The 15,660-nt window shown below is 68.4% G+C and carries 18 protein-coding genes; 9 read left to right on the forward strand and 9 right to left on the reverse strand.

Annotated elements, in window-relative coordinates:
• Positions 1–21 precede the first annotated feature (21 nt).
• The 4 genes from IEX72_RS00660 to IEX72_RS00675 form a co-directional block, all read right to left on the reverse strand.
• Complete coding sequence (locus IEX72_RS00660; RefSeq protein ID WP_188785427.1) at positions 22–1,671, reverse strand: sensor histidine kinase; 1,650 nt, start codon at positions 1,669–1,671, stop codon at positions 22–24.
• Between the two features lie 317 nt (positions 1,672–1,988).
• Positions 1,989–2,663, reverse strand: coding sequence for a uracil-DNA glycosylase (locus IEX72_RS00665; RefSeq protein ID WP_188785429.1), 675 nt, complete (start codon positions 2,661–2,663; stop codon positions 1,989–1,991).
• A gap of 24 nt (positions 2,664–2,687) precedes the next feature.
• The gene (locus IEX72_RS00670) at positions 2,688–3,308 is read right to left on the reverse strand and encodes an endonuclease dU (protein WP_188785430.1); all 621 of its coding nucleotides are present in this window, start codon (positions 3,306–3,308) and stop codon (positions 2,688–2,690) included.
• 36 nt (positions 3,309–3,344) lie between these two features.
• Positions 3,345–3,521 carry a DUF5786 family protein gene (locus IEX72_RS00675; RefSeq protein WP_188785432.1) on the reverse strand — a complete coding sequence of 59 codons (177 nt, stop codon included), beginning with the start codon at positions 3,519–3,521 and terminating at the stop codon, positions 3,345–3,347.
• A gap of 131 nt (positions 3,522–3,652) precedes the next feature.
• Here IEX72_RS00675 and IEX72_RS00680 point away from each other — a divergent pair, with 131 nt between their 5' ends.
• Positions 3,653–4,285 carry an MBL fold metallo-hydrolase gene (locus tag IEX72_RS00680; RefSeq protein WP_188785433.1) on the forward strand — a complete coding sequence of 211 codons (633 nt, stop codon included), beginning with the start codon at positions 3,653–3,655 and terminating at the stop codon, positions 4,283–4,285.
• Between the two features lie 26 nt (positions 4,286–4,311).
• Here the strand turns inward: IEX72_RS00680 and IEX72_RS00685 are convergent, their stop codons facing one another.
• The 3 genes from IEX72_RS00685 to IEX72_RS00695 all read right to left on the reverse strand — a co-directional run bounded on the left by IEX72_RS00685 (position 4,312) and on the right by IEX72_RS00695 (position 5,868).
• Complete coding sequence (locus IEX72_RS00685) at positions 4,312–4,461, reverse strand: 50S ribosomal protein L40e (protein ID WP_188785436.1); 150 nt, start codon at positions 4,459–4,461, stop codon at positions 4,312–4,314.
• Between the two features lie 256 nt (positions 4,462–4,717).
• Positions 4,718–4,996, reverse strand: a complete 279-nt coding sequence (trxA, locus tag IEX72_RS00690; protein ID WP_188785438.1) for a thioredoxin — start codon at positions 4,994–4,996, stop codon at positions 4,718–4,720.
• A gap of 110 nt (positions 4,997–5,106) precedes the next feature.
• Positions 5,107–5,868, reverse strand: coding sequence for a hypothetical protein (locus IEX72_RS00695; protein ID WP_188785440.1), 762 nt, complete (start codon positions 5,866–5,868; stop codon positions 5,107–5,109).
• Positions 5,869–5,953: 85 nt separating this feature from the next.
• On the opposite strand from IEX72_RS00695, the gene IEX72_RS00700 reads away from it, so the two are divergent.
• From IEX72_RS00700 to IEX72_RS00730, 7 genes are all read left to right on the forward strand, one after another.
• Complete coding sequence (locus IEX72_RS00700) at positions 5,954–6,118, forward strand: preprotein translocase subunit Sec61beta (protein WP_188785443.1); 165 nt, start codon at positions 5,954–5,956, stop codon at positions 6,116–6,118.
• A gap of 55 nt (positions 6,119–6,173) precedes the next feature.
• Positions 6,174–6,770 (forward strand): pyridoxal 5'-phosphate synthase glutaminase subunit PdxT, encoded by a 597-nt coding sequence (pdxT, locus tag IEX72_RS00705; protein WP_188785445.1) that lies wholly within the window; start codon positions 6,174–6,176, stop codon positions 6,768–6,770.
• Between the two features lie 381 nt (positions 6,771–7,151).
• Positions 7,152–8,264, forward strand: a complete 1,113-nt coding sequence (locus IEX72_RS00710; protein WP_188785447.1) for a M20 family metallopeptidase — start codon at positions 7,152–7,154, stop codon at positions 8,262–8,264.
• An 89-nt stretch (positions 8,265–8,353) separates the two neighbouring features.
• Positions 8,354–9,898, forward strand: coding sequence for a carboxypeptidase M32 (locus IEX72_RS00715; protein WP_188785449.1), 1,545 nt, complete (start codon positions 8,354–8,356; stop codon positions 9,896–9,898).
• A gap of 101 nt (positions 9,899–9,999) precedes the next feature.
• On the forward strand, positions 10,000–10,179 hold the full coding sequence (locus tag IEX72_RS00720) for an HVO_0416 family zinc finger protein (protein WP_188785451.1): 180 nt from the start codon (positions 10,000–10,002) through the stop codon (positions 10,177–10,179).
• A gap of 71 nt (positions 10,180–10,250) precedes the next feature.
• Complete coding sequence (locus IEX72_RS00725; RefSeq protein WP_188785453.1) at positions 10,251–12,107, forward strand: UvrD-helicase domain-containing protein; 1,857 nt, start codon at positions 10,251–10,253, stop codon at positions 12,105–12,107.
• Between the two features lie 6 nt (positions 12,108–12,113).
• On the forward strand, positions 12,114–13,331 hold the full coding sequence (locus IEX72_RS00730; protein WP_229663683.1) for a M24 family metallopeptidase: 1,218 nt from the start codon (positions 12,114–12,116) through the stop codon (positions 13,329–13,331).
• A 21-nt stretch (positions 13,332–13,352) separates the two neighbouring features.
• Here the strand turns inward: IEX72_RS00730 and IEX72_RS00735 are convergent, their stop codons facing one another.
• The gene (locus IEX72_RS00735) at positions 13,353–13,604 is read right to left on the reverse strand and encodes a DUF7533 family protein (RefSeq protein ID WP_188785455.1); all 252 of its coding nucleotides are present in this window, start codon (positions 13,602–13,604) and stop codon (positions 13,353–13,355) included.
• A gap of 62 nt (positions 13,605–13,666) precedes the next feature.
• On the reverse strand, positions 13,667–14,500 hold the full coding sequence (locus IEX72_RS00740) for an NAD+ synthase (protein WP_188785458.1): 834 nt from the start codon (positions 14,498–14,500) through the stop codon (positions 13,667–13,669).
• 181 nt (positions 14,501–14,681) lie between these two features.
• On the opposite strand from IEX72_RS00740, the gene IEX72_RS00745 reads away from it, so the two are divergent.
• Positions 14,682–15,614, forward strand: a complete 933-nt coding sequence (locus IEX72_RS00745; protein WP_188785459.1) for a ketopantoate reductase family protein — start codon at positions 14,682–14,684, stop codon at positions 15,612–15,614.
• Positions 15,615–15,660: the final 46 nt, after the last annotated feature.

A 15,660-nucleotide genomic window follows, 5' to 3' on the forward strand; every position in this document is an offset into this window, starting at 1 on the left:
GGGGCCGGCTCGGATCCCGGTTCACCGCCGGATCACGAACCGGACGCCGTCGTCGTACGCGGCGTCGATGTCGACCGTCCATCCGTGCGCCTCCGCGAGTGTCTGCACCACCGGGAGCAACAGCCCCGACTCGGCGTCGGGAACCGCCTGTCCGTACGCGAACGCGCGCTCGATATCCGTGCCTGACAGCGGGCGGCCGTCGTCTTCGATCACGAGCGCCTCGGGGGTTTGTGCGACCTCAACGGCCGTGGCGTCGTTCCGGACGCAGAACTCGAAGAGGCTCTCGAACAGCTGCTCGACTCGCCGCCTGTCGGCGTCGACCTCGCCGGTGTCCACCGTCGTCAGGTCGTGGTCGTCGGTCGCGGTGGCGGCGAACGCCCGGTTGGCCACCGCGTCAACGTCGACGGCGTCAATCTCCTCCGCGCGGCGTCCGAGTCGCGCGAGCGTCACCAGGTCCGACACGATGAGCCCCATCCGGTCGATGGCCGCCGACGCCGTCCGGATGCGCTCTTCGACCTCGGTGTCGCCGGCGTCGAACTCCGCGGCGGCCAACTCGATGTTCCCCTGAACGACGTTGATGATGTTGCGAAGCTCGTGGGTGATGGCCTCCTCGAAGTTGTCGAGTTGGGACTCCTGGCGCCGGACCCGCTCTCGTTCGCGTTCGAGCGCGGTCACGTCGGTCAACACCAGCGCCTGCCCGACAGTCGTCTGGCCGGCGGTCAGCGGCTGCGCTGACAACAGGTATTTGCGGCCCGGCATCGACTCGGCGAACTCCGCCACCCGCGAGTCCGCGACCGGGAGCAGGTCGTCGAACTCCGGGACCACATCGGCGAGGGCCTCATTGAGACTGTCGGTCAAGTCGGGAAACAGTTCCCGGGCGGACTCGTTCGTGTCCTTGATCCGCCAGTCGGTGTCGACGATGACGATCGCCTCATCGAGTTCAGCAAGGAGTTGTTCCCGCCCGAACCGCCGCACCGCAACGAAGCTTCCGTCGGCGACGTAGAGCATACCTACGGCGAACAGCGCGACGCCGATCGGCTCGTAATTGAGCGTGATCACGGGGCCGAACCCGGAGTACGCGATCACGTCGAACACGACCGGCAGCCCCGCCAGCCCGACCAGGAGGCTCAACCGCCCGGTTGCGTAGTTCGACCCCTGAAACGTCTCGAACAACATGTAGAACCCGACCGCCGACAGCGCGTACGCCAGTCCGGTGACGATCCAGTGGATGACGCCCAACCGGATCACGAGGTGGGGGAAGGGGGTGGTGGACTGTGTGGTGCTGAAGTAGAGCCCGTGGATCGGGCTGGTGAACTTGATTGTGAGGATGAGGGCGAAGACGAACACCGCGAGCTGTCGAAACAGCGACATCCGGTGGTAGGTCTTCCCGGCGTACGCCGAGCAGAAGTAGAGCCACGCCCCGATCGAGGTCAGGCCTGCAGTGAGTCCGAGGATGTAGAACGTGAGTTGGACTGCTGGGGCCGAAGAGAGGATTCGTCCGACGTAGAACGACGCCCACAGCCCGGTGGTGGCAAGGAGCGCAACGAGTCCGATCCGGGTATCCGAGTCCTCGAGCCGGTTGAGTGCTCGGGAAACAGCGGTAAAACAGATCAGCGCGGCCGCGCCGAACACGGCCGAGTACCCGATCTGAACCGGATGTACCGCGAGCATAGAATCAGGTGATAATAATATATCGGGCCACCGATTTAAGTCCTATCGGTTTCGTGGTTGTCAGTGTATCACGTGCGCATACCGCTCACACCACCACGGTTGGGTGACAACCGATCACCAGCAGTGGTCTACAGAGGAAACAAGGGGAGTGCCTCGGAGTCGTGCGGAAACCTTCGATGTCCGTGATGACCGGACGCCTCGTGTCTCGAACCACTTGACCCCGAGACGGTTCACGCCGGGTCGGTTCCGCGATCAATAGCACGACGAGTGAGAGACGGCCTATCGGGCGGCGGTCGGCGCGTGGCTTCCGGCCCGGATCAGAACGCGTCCAATCCCGATTGTCCGCCGGCGTCGCCGTCGCCGACGCCAGCGAGATCGGCGGCGCGGGCGACGGCGTCGAAGAACGTCTCCCGCTGGCCACCGTCGTACAGCGTCGCCGCGGGGTGAACCGAGATCACAGCGCGGTAGGATCGCTCGCCGAGCCGTACGTCAACGACGTCGCCCGCCTCCGAGGTGACCGGAACCGACCGATCCAGCAGGTGTTCAGCGGGGACCTTCCCGAGCGTGACGACGAGTGCGGGGTCGACCCTCTCGAGTTCGCGCACGAGGTGGCCGCGGCAGTTGCCGAGCTCCTCCCGAGTGGGGTCGCGGTTCTCCGGCGGCCGGCACCGAACGCAGTTGGTGATCCGGACATCGGCGCGGGCCACGCCGGCGTCGCGGAGCGCGTCGTCAAGGACACTTCCCGACCGCCCTACGAACGGTTCGCCTCGGTCGTCCTCGTTCGCACCGGGGGCCTCACCCACAAACACCAGGTCGGCGTCGTCGGGGCCGACGCCGTTGACGATTCGCGACCGCGACTCGACGAGTCGGGGGCACCGCGCACACGAGGCGACGTCGACACCATCAGTTGTCGGGGCGTCGCCGCCGTCGGGCACGGCACCGTGTCCGTCCCCGCCCGGTGTCGCTCCGTCGCTGTCGGCTCCGGATGTCATACCGGACCACCGGACGGACGCGACTTACCCGTGACGGTCGGCGTCGCCAGCGCGCCACGCCTGCCCACCCCGGGCCACAAGGCGGGCAACCCGGACCGGTTCGGGGCGGCCGCCGGCCGGCGTGTACGCCCGGATCACCCTCGCGACTTCCGCGGGGGCTGTCGGCGCCGACCCGTCGTCGCGGTGGTGTGCGGCGTCCCCGTTGCCGAGGCCGACACTCCGGACGAACACCGTCTCGCCGTTCACGCCCACTCGTCGCCGCGGCGGGAGTCGGTCGTAGACCGCCAGCCGCTTCGCCCTCCCATCGCCGTCGAACGCCCGGTGGATCGCCGGTGCCAACCCGGGGCTCGCCTCGTAGGAGACCGAACACACCGGCCGGTCGGCGGCCTCGGCGATCCGGTCGAGGTTGAGCAGGTTGAACCACGCGGGGGCGACACCCGACACCAAGAGGTAGCGGATGTCGTCGCGGTCGAGCCGGTCGAGCAGCCGCAGGACCGCGTCGGTGGCGTCAAGCCCCCCGACGGTCGCCGACGCGAAGCCGACGCCGTCAACGGCGCGGTCGGCGCGGACGACAGCCCCGCAGAGCAGGCAGTGGTCGTCGGCTGTCGACTCGGCGATACCCAGCGCCCGCGTTCCCGGTTTCACCACTGTTCGCCCCCGCGTCTCCGGCCTCGGAGGTGGTTACTCGCCTTTGATTTCTTCAAGCCGGTCGAGGAGTTCGTCGTTCGACGCGCCGATCTCGAAGTTGACGTCGCCCCTGTGGTCCGCCTGGGAGGTGGCGACGCCGTCCTCGTCGTCGAGGTCGGTGTCGAAGTCCTGGTTCTCCTGTTCGGACTCGTCGTAGCTCCCGAATCCCATACGTGGTACGGTAACACGGGCAGCGATAAAAAACACACGCAGGATTGAGCCACGCCACAACGTGGGGGGTCCGACCGAGCGACCCGCGGCTGGGCCGAGGATTTTTGCGCGCCGCGAAGCACGCTCCGGGTATGGAGATCCACACCGTCACCGAGGGGGCGACGGAGTTCACCTGCAACGCGTACCTGCTCGCGGGCGACGCACCGGCGTTGGTCGACGCGGGGACTATGCCGGGCGTCGCGGACGTGATCGCCGAGCACGTCGACGACCTCGAGGCGGTCTACCTCACTCATCAACACGGCGACCACGTGGGTGAACTCGACGCGGTGCTCGACCGGTTCGACGCCGACCTCTACGCGTACGGCGACCACCCACGCCGGACCGGCGGGCTCGAAGACGGTCAGGCGGTTGACCTCTCCGGGGACTCTTATGAGGTGGTCTACACGCCGGGCCACGCCGACGATCACGTCTCCTTTGTCGGCGCCGACCGGGTGTTCAGCGGCGACGTGGTGGTGTACAACGATGGCGCGTTCAACGACGGGAGCTTTGGACGGACCGACTACCCCGGGCAGTCGCGCGAGCGACTGATCGGGAGCATAGAGACCATCCTCAGTCGGCTCCCCGAGACGGTGTCGGGGCTGTACGCCGGTCACGGTGATGTCTACCGCGCGGCCCCCAGTGAGCGAGGCGACTCGGTCCGAACAGTAATCGAGCGGGCGCTCAAACGGGCGGAGCGACGGGAACCGAAGTATCCGGACGAATAGCGCCCGAGTCCGACGACCCGGGGCGTCTACGCGGCGCGGCGTTCTTTCGACTTCGGCCGGAGGTTCTTGTAGCCGCATTTCCGGCAGGAGTCGGCGCGTTGGGAGTTCCGGGCGTTACAGCGCATACAGATCTGCTTTTCCAGTTCGCGTGCGACCGCGGCGTCGTTCTTTGGCATACGTTCCGATTCCGGGTGTGGGGCAATAACCTTTGCGAGACGGTCGATGGGGTCGTTTCGTTGGGACCGAGAGCGCTGGAAGCAGTGAACGTAGCCCGGGATCAAGCCCCGAGGCAGTCGCCTTGGCCGCCTGTACACACAGCAGGGCGGCGCACCGTGGTGGAGAAGCGAACGTTCATACTGTCGGCTATAGTCGCGTGACGTATTTCGACACCCCGGGGTGTCGAAAATCTTCACGTAGTTATAGCCGACAGTATCAGGCGCCCGCAGGCCGGGCGGCCTGCTCGAGGGCGGACTCGATGTCCTCCCGCTGGGTGAAGCCGACGAACCGGTCGACGATGTCGCTGTCACGCTCGACCACGACTGTCGGCAGCGACCGGACCTGGTACTGGTTCGCGACGTCCTGTTCGTCGTCGACATCGATCTTGACGAACTCGACATCGCCGTACTCGTCGGCCAACTCCTCTAAGATGGGGTCTTGCTTCTTACACGGGCCGCACCAGTCGGCGTGAAAATCCAGTAGTCGGACAGTCATCGTGTGCGGTGCTCCGTTGCTCCGGCCGTTGTATAAGCGTTTCCACCACCCCAGCTGCGGCCGGGGGCGGGACCAGGCAAGGCACCCGTGTTCGACGGCGACAACCCGTCTTAACCGTCTGGTAGCGCTTCCTCTGCGGCCGCGACGGTCTCCTCGTCGTGGCTCAGTCGGCTGACAGTTTCGAGCGCGTCTCTGACGTCCGCGACGGCGTCGGCGCCGAGTGCGTCGTCGTCGAACCGGTCGAGCAGATCGATGTAGCCCCGTGTCGGCATCGGCTGGAGGCTCAACTCCGTCCATCCCTCGTCGTCGGACTCTGCCGCCGATTCGACGGTCTCCTGGAGGTTGTCGGCGACGAGGCCCGCAACCGACGACGGGTCAACGTCGACTCGGTCGGGTGCGGCGGCGACGGCGTACGCGAGCGCGAAGATCGTTCTCGGTTCCAGCGTCCCCGCCGCGAAGCGGTCGGCGAGGTCGTCCACCACCGGATCAAGCGCCGCAGGGTTCGACCTCGCGACGTGGAGGAGGACCTCCCCGCGGGAGAGATCGTGCATAAACGACTGGGAGGCGTCCCCGAGCGTCGTACCGGTCCACTCCGACGCCGGGCGCTCGGAGAGGCCCGCGAACACCGCCGGAACCGCGGGTTCGACCGAACCGGGGCGGGCCCGGACGAGCGACCCCAGCGCGTGGAGCGCGTCCGTCACAGCCTCCGGGTCGTCGGCGTCGAGCAGGTCGATCAGGTCCTCGACGTTGTCGTCGTCCAGCGCCGACGGGTCGCCGTCGGCTCGGTCGTCGAGTTCTGCGGCGCGTTCGGCCGGCGTCGGCCCCGCGACCGCCCGCCGGGCACGGTCGAACAGCGAGTCGTCGTCGCTCATACGCGGCCGTTTTTCCGGACGGAAGATCAAACCTGGGGACGGGTCGATCCGAAACGTTTAGACGGCAGACCGCCGACCAGCCTGTATGAGCAGCGGCCAGAACTCCGGCGGGCTGATGTCCAGTGCGGGACTCGTCCGCTACTTCGACGCCGAGGACCGCAACGCCATCCGGATCGATCCGAAGACCATCGTCGCGTTCGGGCTCCTCTTCGGTGTCGGCGTCATCGTGCTCAACGCCGTCGCGATCTGAGGCGGGAAGGCCCCGGAACGGACGCTTTTTGTCGCCGCAATCCCTCCAGTCAGGTATGTTACGAGCAGGTGTCGTCGCCGTCCAGGGCGATGTCTCCGAGCACGCCGCGGCGATCCGGCGGGCGGGGGCAGCCCACGGCAAGGACGTCGACGTCGTCGAGATCAGGCAGTCAGGGACGGTGCCGGAGTGTGACGTGTTGCTGTTGCCGGGCGGGGAATCGACCGCGATCTCGCGGCTCCTCTCCCGGGAGGGGATCGACGTCGAGATCCGCGACCACGTTGCCGCGGGGAACCCCGTGCTCGCGACGTGTGCGGGGCTGATCGTCGCCGCCAGCGACGCCAACGACGACCGGGTCGACACCCTCGATCTGGTCGACGCCACGGTCGATCGCAACGCGTTCGGCCGCCAGGTCGACAGCTTCGAGGCGCCGCTGCCGGTCGCCGGCTTCGACGAGCCGTTTCCGGCGGTGTTCATTCGCGCACCCGTTATCGACGAGGTCGGCGACGGGGTTGAGATGCTGGCGACGTGGGAGGGCGACCCGGTTGCGATCCGCGACGGACCGGTGATCGGCACCGCGTTCCACCCCGAACTCACCGCCGACAGCCGGATTCACGACCTCGCGTTCTTTGAGGACGTCGCTGTCGAGGCGTAGTGCGGAGGGGAGTGTCGGGGCTACTTATCCAGGTATGGGATCGTCGGGGACAGAACAGCGAAGACCTCGGAAGCCCCCGCGGTCTCGACTCGATGGGCTCGCTGTCGTCCGAAAGACGCTCGCGTCTTTCGTGATCACGAGAGAGCGCTCTCTCGAACGACGCGCTTCGTCGCTCACTGCGTCACCGGCGGCGAGCCGCCGGTTTCCAGCGAGACCTCCGGTCTCGCCCGGTTCGCTCCCCAGTGCTTGCATCGCCCGCCTTCGCCGAGACCGCAGCCCCTTCCAGTCCCGCCCGATGGCGGGTGGCCGGCAGCTATCGCGTAACCAGACACGGCTGGCCACTCCGGAGGTTTTTGTACCAAGCCGACCCCACGCGGTAGTGTGAGTCGCAACACGGCGGCGGTGGCGGAACTGACCCGGCGGCTGGTCTCGATCCCGAGCCACGACGACGAGCGGGCGGCGGGCGACGAGATCGAGGCGTGGCTGCGCGCGGAGACCGACGCCGCGGTGCGTCGCGACGACCACGGCAACGTGATCGCCCGCCGAGGGGAGGGCGAGGCGTCGCTCGCACTCGTCGGCCATCACGACGTTGTCGACCCCCACTCCTCGCAGGTGACGGCCGGGACACCCGACGGTTCCGACCCGGCGTACGTGGTCGAAGAGCGTGACGGTCGGCTCTACGGCCGCGGCGCCGCGGACATGAAGGGATCACTCGCGGCCGCAATGTGTGCGTTCCGCGACGCCGACCCGGGCGCCGAACTCGTGTTTGCGTCGTTCGTCGGGGAAGAGCAGGGCGGCGTCGGCGCGCGCGCCGCCATCGACGACGGGTTCGCGCCGGACTACGCCGTCGTGGGCGAGGGGACCACGGGCTACTCCGCCCCAGACGCGACCGACGTTGCGGTCGCCCACCGCGGACGGCGGGGGTCGACCCTGACCGCCAGCGGCAGGGCGGCCCACGCCAGCGAACCCGACGCCGGGGTGAACGCGGTCTACCGCGCCTGTGACGCGGTCGACGTCGTTCGCGACCTCCCCACGCCGGGGACCACGGTCCTCGGTCACCGGATGCAAGGAAGCGTCGCCGTCACCGGGATCGAGGGCGGATCCGGGTGGAACGTGGTTCCGGAGGCGTGCAGCGTCACGGTCGACGAGCGGACTATCCCCGGCGGGCGGGTCCCGCTCGAACGCGCCGAGAACGTTGAGGGCGTCGAGTGGGTCGTCGACCAGGATCTGCCGCCGATGGCGTGCGGCGACGCAGGGTTCGCGGATGCCGCGCTCGCCGCCGCCGACGCGGCGCAGTCGGCGACTCCCGAGCACGTCGTCAAGCCACACGCCACCGACGCCGGGTGGCTTTCGGACGCCGGGACGACCTGCGTCATCGCCGGCGCGTCAGAGCCGGGAGAGGCACACACCGCCGACGAAAGCGTCTCGATCGACGTGGTGGAGCGGTGTCGGCGGCTCTATCAGGACCTCGCCGAACGGTGGCCGGTGGAGTAGCTGGGAGTCGGGAGCCCACGCCGGAGCCTCCGCGTCGGCGCCGCGTACAGCCGCCGGGTTGATTGCCACACGCCGCCTTGCGTCCGACGATGGCGACAGACGCATCCGAAACCGAGGCTGCCGAGTCGGCGCCGGACGCCTACCGGACGCTCCTCAAGGAGTACAGACGCGTAGCAAACCTCCGAGCGGCGAGCGGCGTGCTCTCGTGGGACCAGCAGGTCATGATGCCTGAGGGTGGAACCCCCGCCCGTTCCCAGCAGCTCTCGACGCTGTCGGGGCTCTCGCACGAACTCCTCACCGACGATGGCGTGGGGAAGGCACTAGCCGAGCTCGACAGCGCAGAGCTGACCCCCGAGCAGTCGGCGTCGGTCAGGGAGATCCGCCGGAGGCACGACCGCGCGGCCGCGGTGCCCAACGCGCTGATCGAGGAGATGTCGACCGCGTCTTCGGAGGCGTTGCCCGCGTGGGAGCGGGCGAAAGCCGACGACGACTTCGAGTCGTTCGCGCCGCACCTGGAGACCCACGTCGAGCTCAGCCGTGAGTACGCCGAGCACATCGACCCTGGCCGCGACCCCTACGCGGTCCTCTTCGAGGAGTTCGAGCCGTGTCTCTCCTTGGAGCGCGCGGAGTCGATCCTCGCGACGCTCAAGAACGCGCTGGTGCCGATGATCGAGGAGATCAGGCACTCCGAGGTCGACCTCGCGACCGACGCGTTCACGTCGCTGGGTGAGTACCCCGCCGATGGACAGGAGGAACTGTGCCGGGAGGTGCTCTCGGCGCTTGGGTACCCCTGGGAGCGCGGCCGGCTCGACACTGCGCCGCATCCGTTCTCGTCGGGGACGACGTTCGACGCCCGGGTGACCACCCGGTTCGACGAGTCGGATCCGCTGGGGTCGCTGCTGTCGACCGTCCACGAGTTCGGCCACGCGACCTACACCCTGGGGCTTCCGGACGACCACTACGGGACCCCCCTGGGCGAGGACCGTGACCTTTCGGTCCACGAGTCCCAATCGCGGCTGTGGGAGAACCACGTCGGGCGGTCGCGGGCGTTCTGGGAGGGGTTTCTCCCCACGGTCGCCGAACAGTTCCCGCAGGCCGCCGACGTGACGCCGCGGGAGGCGTACGAGGCCGCAAACCAGGTGTACGAGAACAACCTGATTCGGGTCGAGGCCGACGAACTCACCTACCACCTCCACGTCGTGATCCGCTACGAGATCGAGCGCGACCTGATCCGCGGCGACCTCGACGTGACAGAGGTGCCGGAAGTGTGGAACGACAAGTACGAGGAGTATCTCGGAATCCGCCCCGACACTGATTCGGAAGGCTGTCTCCAGGACATCCACTGGGCCCACGGCAACTTCGGGTACTTCCCCACCTACTCGCTGGGGTCGGCGATGGCCGCACAGCTGTACGCCGCCGCCGAAGACGACGTCGACGGCCTCGACTCGTCGGTGGCGGCCGGCGAGTTCGAACCGCTCCACGAGTGGCTCACGGAGAGCGTCCACCGCCACGGCGCCCGATACGAGACAGACGAACTCGTGACACAGGCCACCGGATCGGGGTTCACCGCCGACGCGTTCGTCGACTACGTCACCGAGAAGTACGGCGCGCTCTACGACCTCGACGCGGTCTGAGCGGGCGGTCCTCCCGGACGCGGCGTCAGTACGAACACCCGTTTCCGGCCGGCGGGGTTCGCCGGTACACCTAAGTGATGAGAACGCATACCACGGGTCGTATGGCAGCGACACCAACTCCGGACGACGCGCTGTTCGACGAGTTCCTCGACGACCGCGGTCACGAGACCCAACCGGTACAGTGGGAGGAGTCGTATAACAAAAAGCAGTGCCCGGAGTGCGGTGCGCTTCACAACGCCGACGCCGTCGACTGCGCGGTCTGTGGGTGGCGGCCCCAGTAGGTGCGTCGGACGGCACAGGTCGCGTTCCCGAAACAGGTGACTTATCACGGACAAGCGTGTGTAACGGTCCAATGACCGACTCGGACACCACAGTAACCCGGTTGTTCGGTGGGCCGGGAAGCGGGAAGACGACTGCCCCCCTCGACCGCGTCGACGAGCTGTTGGAGCGCGAGGACGTGACGATCCGTGACATCCTGGTCGTCTCCTACACCCGCGCGGCCGCCGCCGAGGTGCGCGAGCGGCTCGCCGAGCGGCTCGGCGTCTCCCCCCGTTCGCTGAAGGGAAACGTGGCGACGATGCACGCGAAGGCGTACGAGCTGTTAGACCTCTCTCGCGGCGATGTCGTCGGCGAGGACGACAAACAGGAGTTCTGCGAGGAGTACGGCGTCGAGTTCGAAGACGAGTACGGCGGCGCCGGCCGCCGGACCGCCCGCTCGACAACCATCGGCAACAAGATCATCGCCACGAGCCAGTGGCTCCAGCGGACCCGCCGCGACGTCGCCGACTGGTACGACGTCCCCTTCCAGTGGAACGTCGAGGAGGTTCGTCTCCCGCCCGAGGTCGACCCCAACGCCCAAGAGGGTAACAAGTACACGCCGACGTGGCCCTCCGACGACGACCGGGTCGACGTCCCCGAGGTCATCCGAGCGTGGCGGTCGTACAAGAGCGATCACGGGCTTGTCGGCTTCGCCGACATGCTCGAACGGGTCAAACAGCGGTCGCTGGTCCCCCACGTCGACCACCTGGTGATCGACGAGTTCCAGGACATCACGACTCTGCAGTACGACGCCTACGAAGAGTGGAAGCCGCACATGGACCGCGTGTTGATCGCCGGCGACGACGACCAGGTGGTCTACGCGTGGCAGGGCGCGGACCCGAACCTGCTTCTCGACGCCGACCGCGACGAGGACGTCGTGCTCCCGAACTCCTACCGGCTGCCCTCGCGGGTGCTCAGCGTTGTGAACCGAGAGATTCGCCACATCGACAACCGCCAGGAGAAAGACCTCAAGCCCCGCAAGGAGGGCGGCACTGTCGAGGGGATCGAGTCCCCGTCGATGCTCGATCTCGCCCGGAACGTGCGTTACACCATCGAGCAGGGTGACGACGACGAGACCATCATGGTGTTGTTCCGGGCGCGCTACCAACTGTTTCAGTTCATCGACGAGTTCCTCCCGCTGGGGATGCCGTTCTCGGCGCTGACCGACCAGCGGATGTGGACCGACCGGCTGACCCAGTACGTTCGCGCCGTGGAAGCCCTCGACGCCGGGGCGGAACTCGACGGCCTCCAAGCCCGCCGGCTCGCTGATATGCTCCAAGAGTCAGCGTTCGGGACGAACGACCGCGACGAACTCTTTGATCACATCGACGAGTTAGAGGAGGGGTCGGACGCCGACGACCTCACCGAGCTCACGGTCGACCCCGACACCATCTCGGAATTTGCGCCGTTCGCGCCCGGCACCGACTCCGCCGGGGACATGCTCCGAAAGGTCACGTCGTTCCAGCGCAACTCCGTGGAGGCGTACTTCGACGGCGAGTATCGGGGGATGGATCCCAGCCGGGTCCGGATCGGCACGATCCACTCCGCGAAGGGTCGGGAGGCCGATCACGTCTTCGTCGCCACCGACCTGACCGAGAAGGTGGTCGAGCAGATGGCGGCGTCGGTCGACGACGCAGAGGTCCCCGGTGTCGAGGAGTTCACCGCCAAGACCGACCCGGTGCCGCTCCTCACCGACAACGAGCGCCGGGTGTTCTACGTCGGGATGTCGCGGGCCAGAGAGCGGCTCGTCCTCCTCGAGAACCTGGTGAGCGGCGCGCCGACCCTTCCTGTGAGCGTGCTCCTCCACAACGAGATCCGCGACGAATCCGTCGAGGAGTTACTCGAGGCCGCCCAGGACGCCGACCCGCCGGCGCCCGAGCCGGACGCGTAAGCGGCCGTGGCGTCCGACCAGTCGGAGGGCTTCGACGGGACTTCGATTCCTGACCCGCCGGAGACCGAGTACGACGTGCTCGACGCCGCGATCGACGACGCGGGCGCGGTCGGCTTCGTCGCGGTCGGCGACCGGTTCGATCCCGCCCTCCGGTACCTCACCCGGTTCGAGGGCCCCGAACGGGGGTACGCGTTCGTGCGTGTCCCCGGGAAGAGCGTGCTATGCGCGCCGGTGGGGCACATCCGGGCGGCTGAAGCGCAGTTTCACGGCGCGGTCGTTGCGGCCCGCGTCGGCGACCCCGCGGGCGAGCGCGCTGCGGCGGTCCTCGACGACGAACGCGGGGCGGAACGCACGGGGTCGAACCCCGGATCGGTGCTCGTGCCGCCGACGATTCCCCACGACGCCGCGGTCTACCTCGAACGCGGGGGCTACGACCTCCAGTCGACGACCGCGGTCGCCGAGGCACGCGTCGCCAAATCGGACGCCGAGGTCGACGCCATCGAGGCTGTCCAGCGGGCGGCGGCCGCGGCCGTCCGCGACGCCGAGCGCCTGCTCGCGACGGCCGACATCGGCGCCGACGGCGAACTTCTCCGGGAAGGGAACCCGCTGACCGTCGACCGACTCAAACGGGCGACGAACGCCGAACTCGCCCGGCGTGGTGTCACCGACGCGGGCAACACCGTTGTGAGCGCGGGCACGGGAACGGCAGCGTCGATCGGGGACACGGAGCGCGCCACACCCGACACCCCGATCCGGGCGGGCGACCCCGTCGCTGTCGCTGTTTCGCCGCGTGGGCCACACGGATACCACGGCTCTCTGGCCCGAACAGTCGTTGTCGACAGCGACGGCGGGTGGGACCGCCGCGCGTACATCGCGGCCGAATCGGCGTTGGACGCCGCGCTCGCCGAAATCGAGGCGGGCGCCGTTGCACGCGCGGTGGGCCGCGAAGCCGACGCCGAACTCGCGGCGTTCGGGTTCGATCCCGCGAGGGCGTCGGTTACGGCCGGGCAGCCGGCGCCCGGTCACGGCGTCGGACTCTCGCGGCGGGAGCGGCCGTTGCTCAACGACGACGTGGCACTGGAGGCCGGGACTGTTGTGGCCGTCGAACCGCGGGTGAAAGACCCCGAACAGGGCACCGCCCGGCTGTCCGCCCTCGTCGTTGTGACCGCAGACGGCTACGAACGGCTGGGCGACAGAGAGTGGTCGTTCGCGCCGCGGGAGTGAGGAGAGTGCGCCAGCGCCGGGCTACTCCGGGTCCTCCTCGTCGTCGGGCGTCACGACCGCCCGCCCGATGACCCGCTCAGCGATCTGCATCGGGATCTCACCCGGGGTCGTGAGGTAGTGCGGGAGCGCAACCATAGCGACTGCAACCGCGGCCAGCCCGCCACCGAGGACGGCGTCGCCTTCGGTGAGTCGGGTGAGTCCGAAGATCCCAACGGGTGCGGCGAAAACGACGGTTCCTGCCAGTTGGATCGTGCCGAGGATCCCGAGTCGCATCGGTGTCTGATCCGCGGCGGCGGGGCAAAAGCGTCGTGGTCGAGTAGGGGGGTCCGAGCCGACTACCGGTGCAGCGGCTCGGGTGCCGGCGGCATCGCGCGCTTGTGGGCGCTCCGCTCGTAGAGGTCGACCACGCGTTCGACGTGGCTTTCGTCGACGTCAAGCGTCCGGACCGTGGCGGCCTTCGACAGCGGGCCGTCGACGTGGAGTGCGAGGATGGCGTCGAGGGTGTCGTAGCCGAGTCCCATCTCTTCCTCATCGGTCTGACCCGACCACATCTCCGCGGAGGGTGTCTTCGTCACGAGGTTCTCGGGCGCGCCGAGGTGGGCCGCGAGTTGGCGGACCTGTTGTTTGTAGAGGTTGCCGATGGGGTTGCAGTCGACCGCCTGGTCGCCGTACTTGGTGTAGTAGCCGGCCATCGCCTCCGCGCGGTTGCCCGTCCCGAGCACGACCTTGTCCTCGTGGTTGGCGACGAAGTAGTTCAGGACCGCGCGGGTGCGGACGTAGACGTTGCCCGCCGCCATCCGGTCGTCGGCGGCTTCGGGGAACGCGTCGAAGAACGTCTCCGCAATCGGCTGAATCTCGACCACGTCGTACTCGATGCCGAGTTCCTGGGCGACCCACTCGGCGTCGCTCATGTTCTCCTCGGAGTTGGCGACGCTCGGCATCACCAGTCCGTGGACCGCGTCGGGGCCCAGTGCCTCGACCGCCAGATACGCAACCGTAGTGCTGTCGATCCCCCCTGAGAGGCCGATAACGGCACCCTCTGCGCCCGCGTCGGCGATGACACCCTCGATGAACGTCGCGAGGTGGTCGGCGGTGGCGTCGAGTTCGGTGTCGGAGAGCCGGAGGTCGAGCGGTGCGTCGGATCGGAGAACCGGATGTTCCGTGCTCATCGTGTGTATCTACGGCTGCGTACACTAATACTCGCCTGATCCCGCGAGCCACTGGACGGACGTTTGGTTGTGGCGCAAATCGGTGTCCGGATCCGGTCAGGCCACCGCGAAAGGCAGCCGGCGCCACCAGGGGCCGACGGGCGTGGTTATATCCCCCGGGGCCACGAGTCTGGACCATCGCATGCGGATCGTCATCTTCGGAGCCGGAAGCCTGGGGAGCCTGCTTGGCGCGCTGCTCGACAGCGCACACGACGTGGTGCTCGTAGGGCGCGACCCGCACGTGTCAACCACTCGCGAGCGCGGCCTCCGGGTGACCGGCGTCGACTCGTTCGAGGCGTCGCCGGCGTCAACGACCGACGGAACGGGGCTTGACGCCGACCTCGCGGTCGTGACGGTGAAGTCCTACGACACCGCCGCGGCGGCCCGCGACCTCGCTACCGGCGACGTCGGCGCGGTGGTCTCGCTCCAGAACGGCCTCGGTAACGAGGAGACGCTTGCGGCCGGCTTGGAGTGTCCGATCGTGGCCGGGACCACGACCCACGGCGCGATGCTGTCGGAGCCGGGAGTCGTCGAGTGGACGGGGCGGGGGGCGGTCGCGGTCGGAAACTGGCGCGTCGACGGCGCCAGCGACCATACACCGCAGGTCGACGCCACGGACGATCCAGCCTCGCGGGTCGCCGCGGCGTTCCGGGCCGCGTCGATCGACGCCGAGAGCGACCCCGACATCCGACACCGGCTCTGGGCGAAACTCGCGGTCAACGCCGCGATCAACCCGATTACGGCGCTCGCCCGGATCCGAAACGGTCGGGTGTTCGAGGGGCCGACCGCCGCGTACGCCGAGCGGGCCGCGGCGGAGGTCGCACGAGTCGCCCGCGCCGACGGGGTCGGTCTCGACGCGGATGCGGTGGCCGCGGAGGCGCGCGCCGTTGCGCGCCGGACCGCCGACAACCGGTCGTCGATGCTCCAGGACCTCGCCGCCGGCCGCCGGACCGAGATTGACGCCATCTCGGGCGTCGTGGCCGAGCGCGCCGACGAACACGGATTTGAGGCCCCCGTGAACGGACTGCTCGCCGCGCTGGTCCGTGGGTGGGAGGCCGGAGCGGGGGTGCGGTAGGCGGCAGATCCGGCCCTTTATGCGCCGGCGCCACCCACTACCGATG

The organism is Halobellus salinus (genome assembly GCF_014646875.1).
GTDB classification, from domain to species: domain Archaea; phylum Halobacteriota; class Halobacteria; order Halobacteriales; family Haloferacaceae; genus Haloquadratum; species Haloquadratum salinum.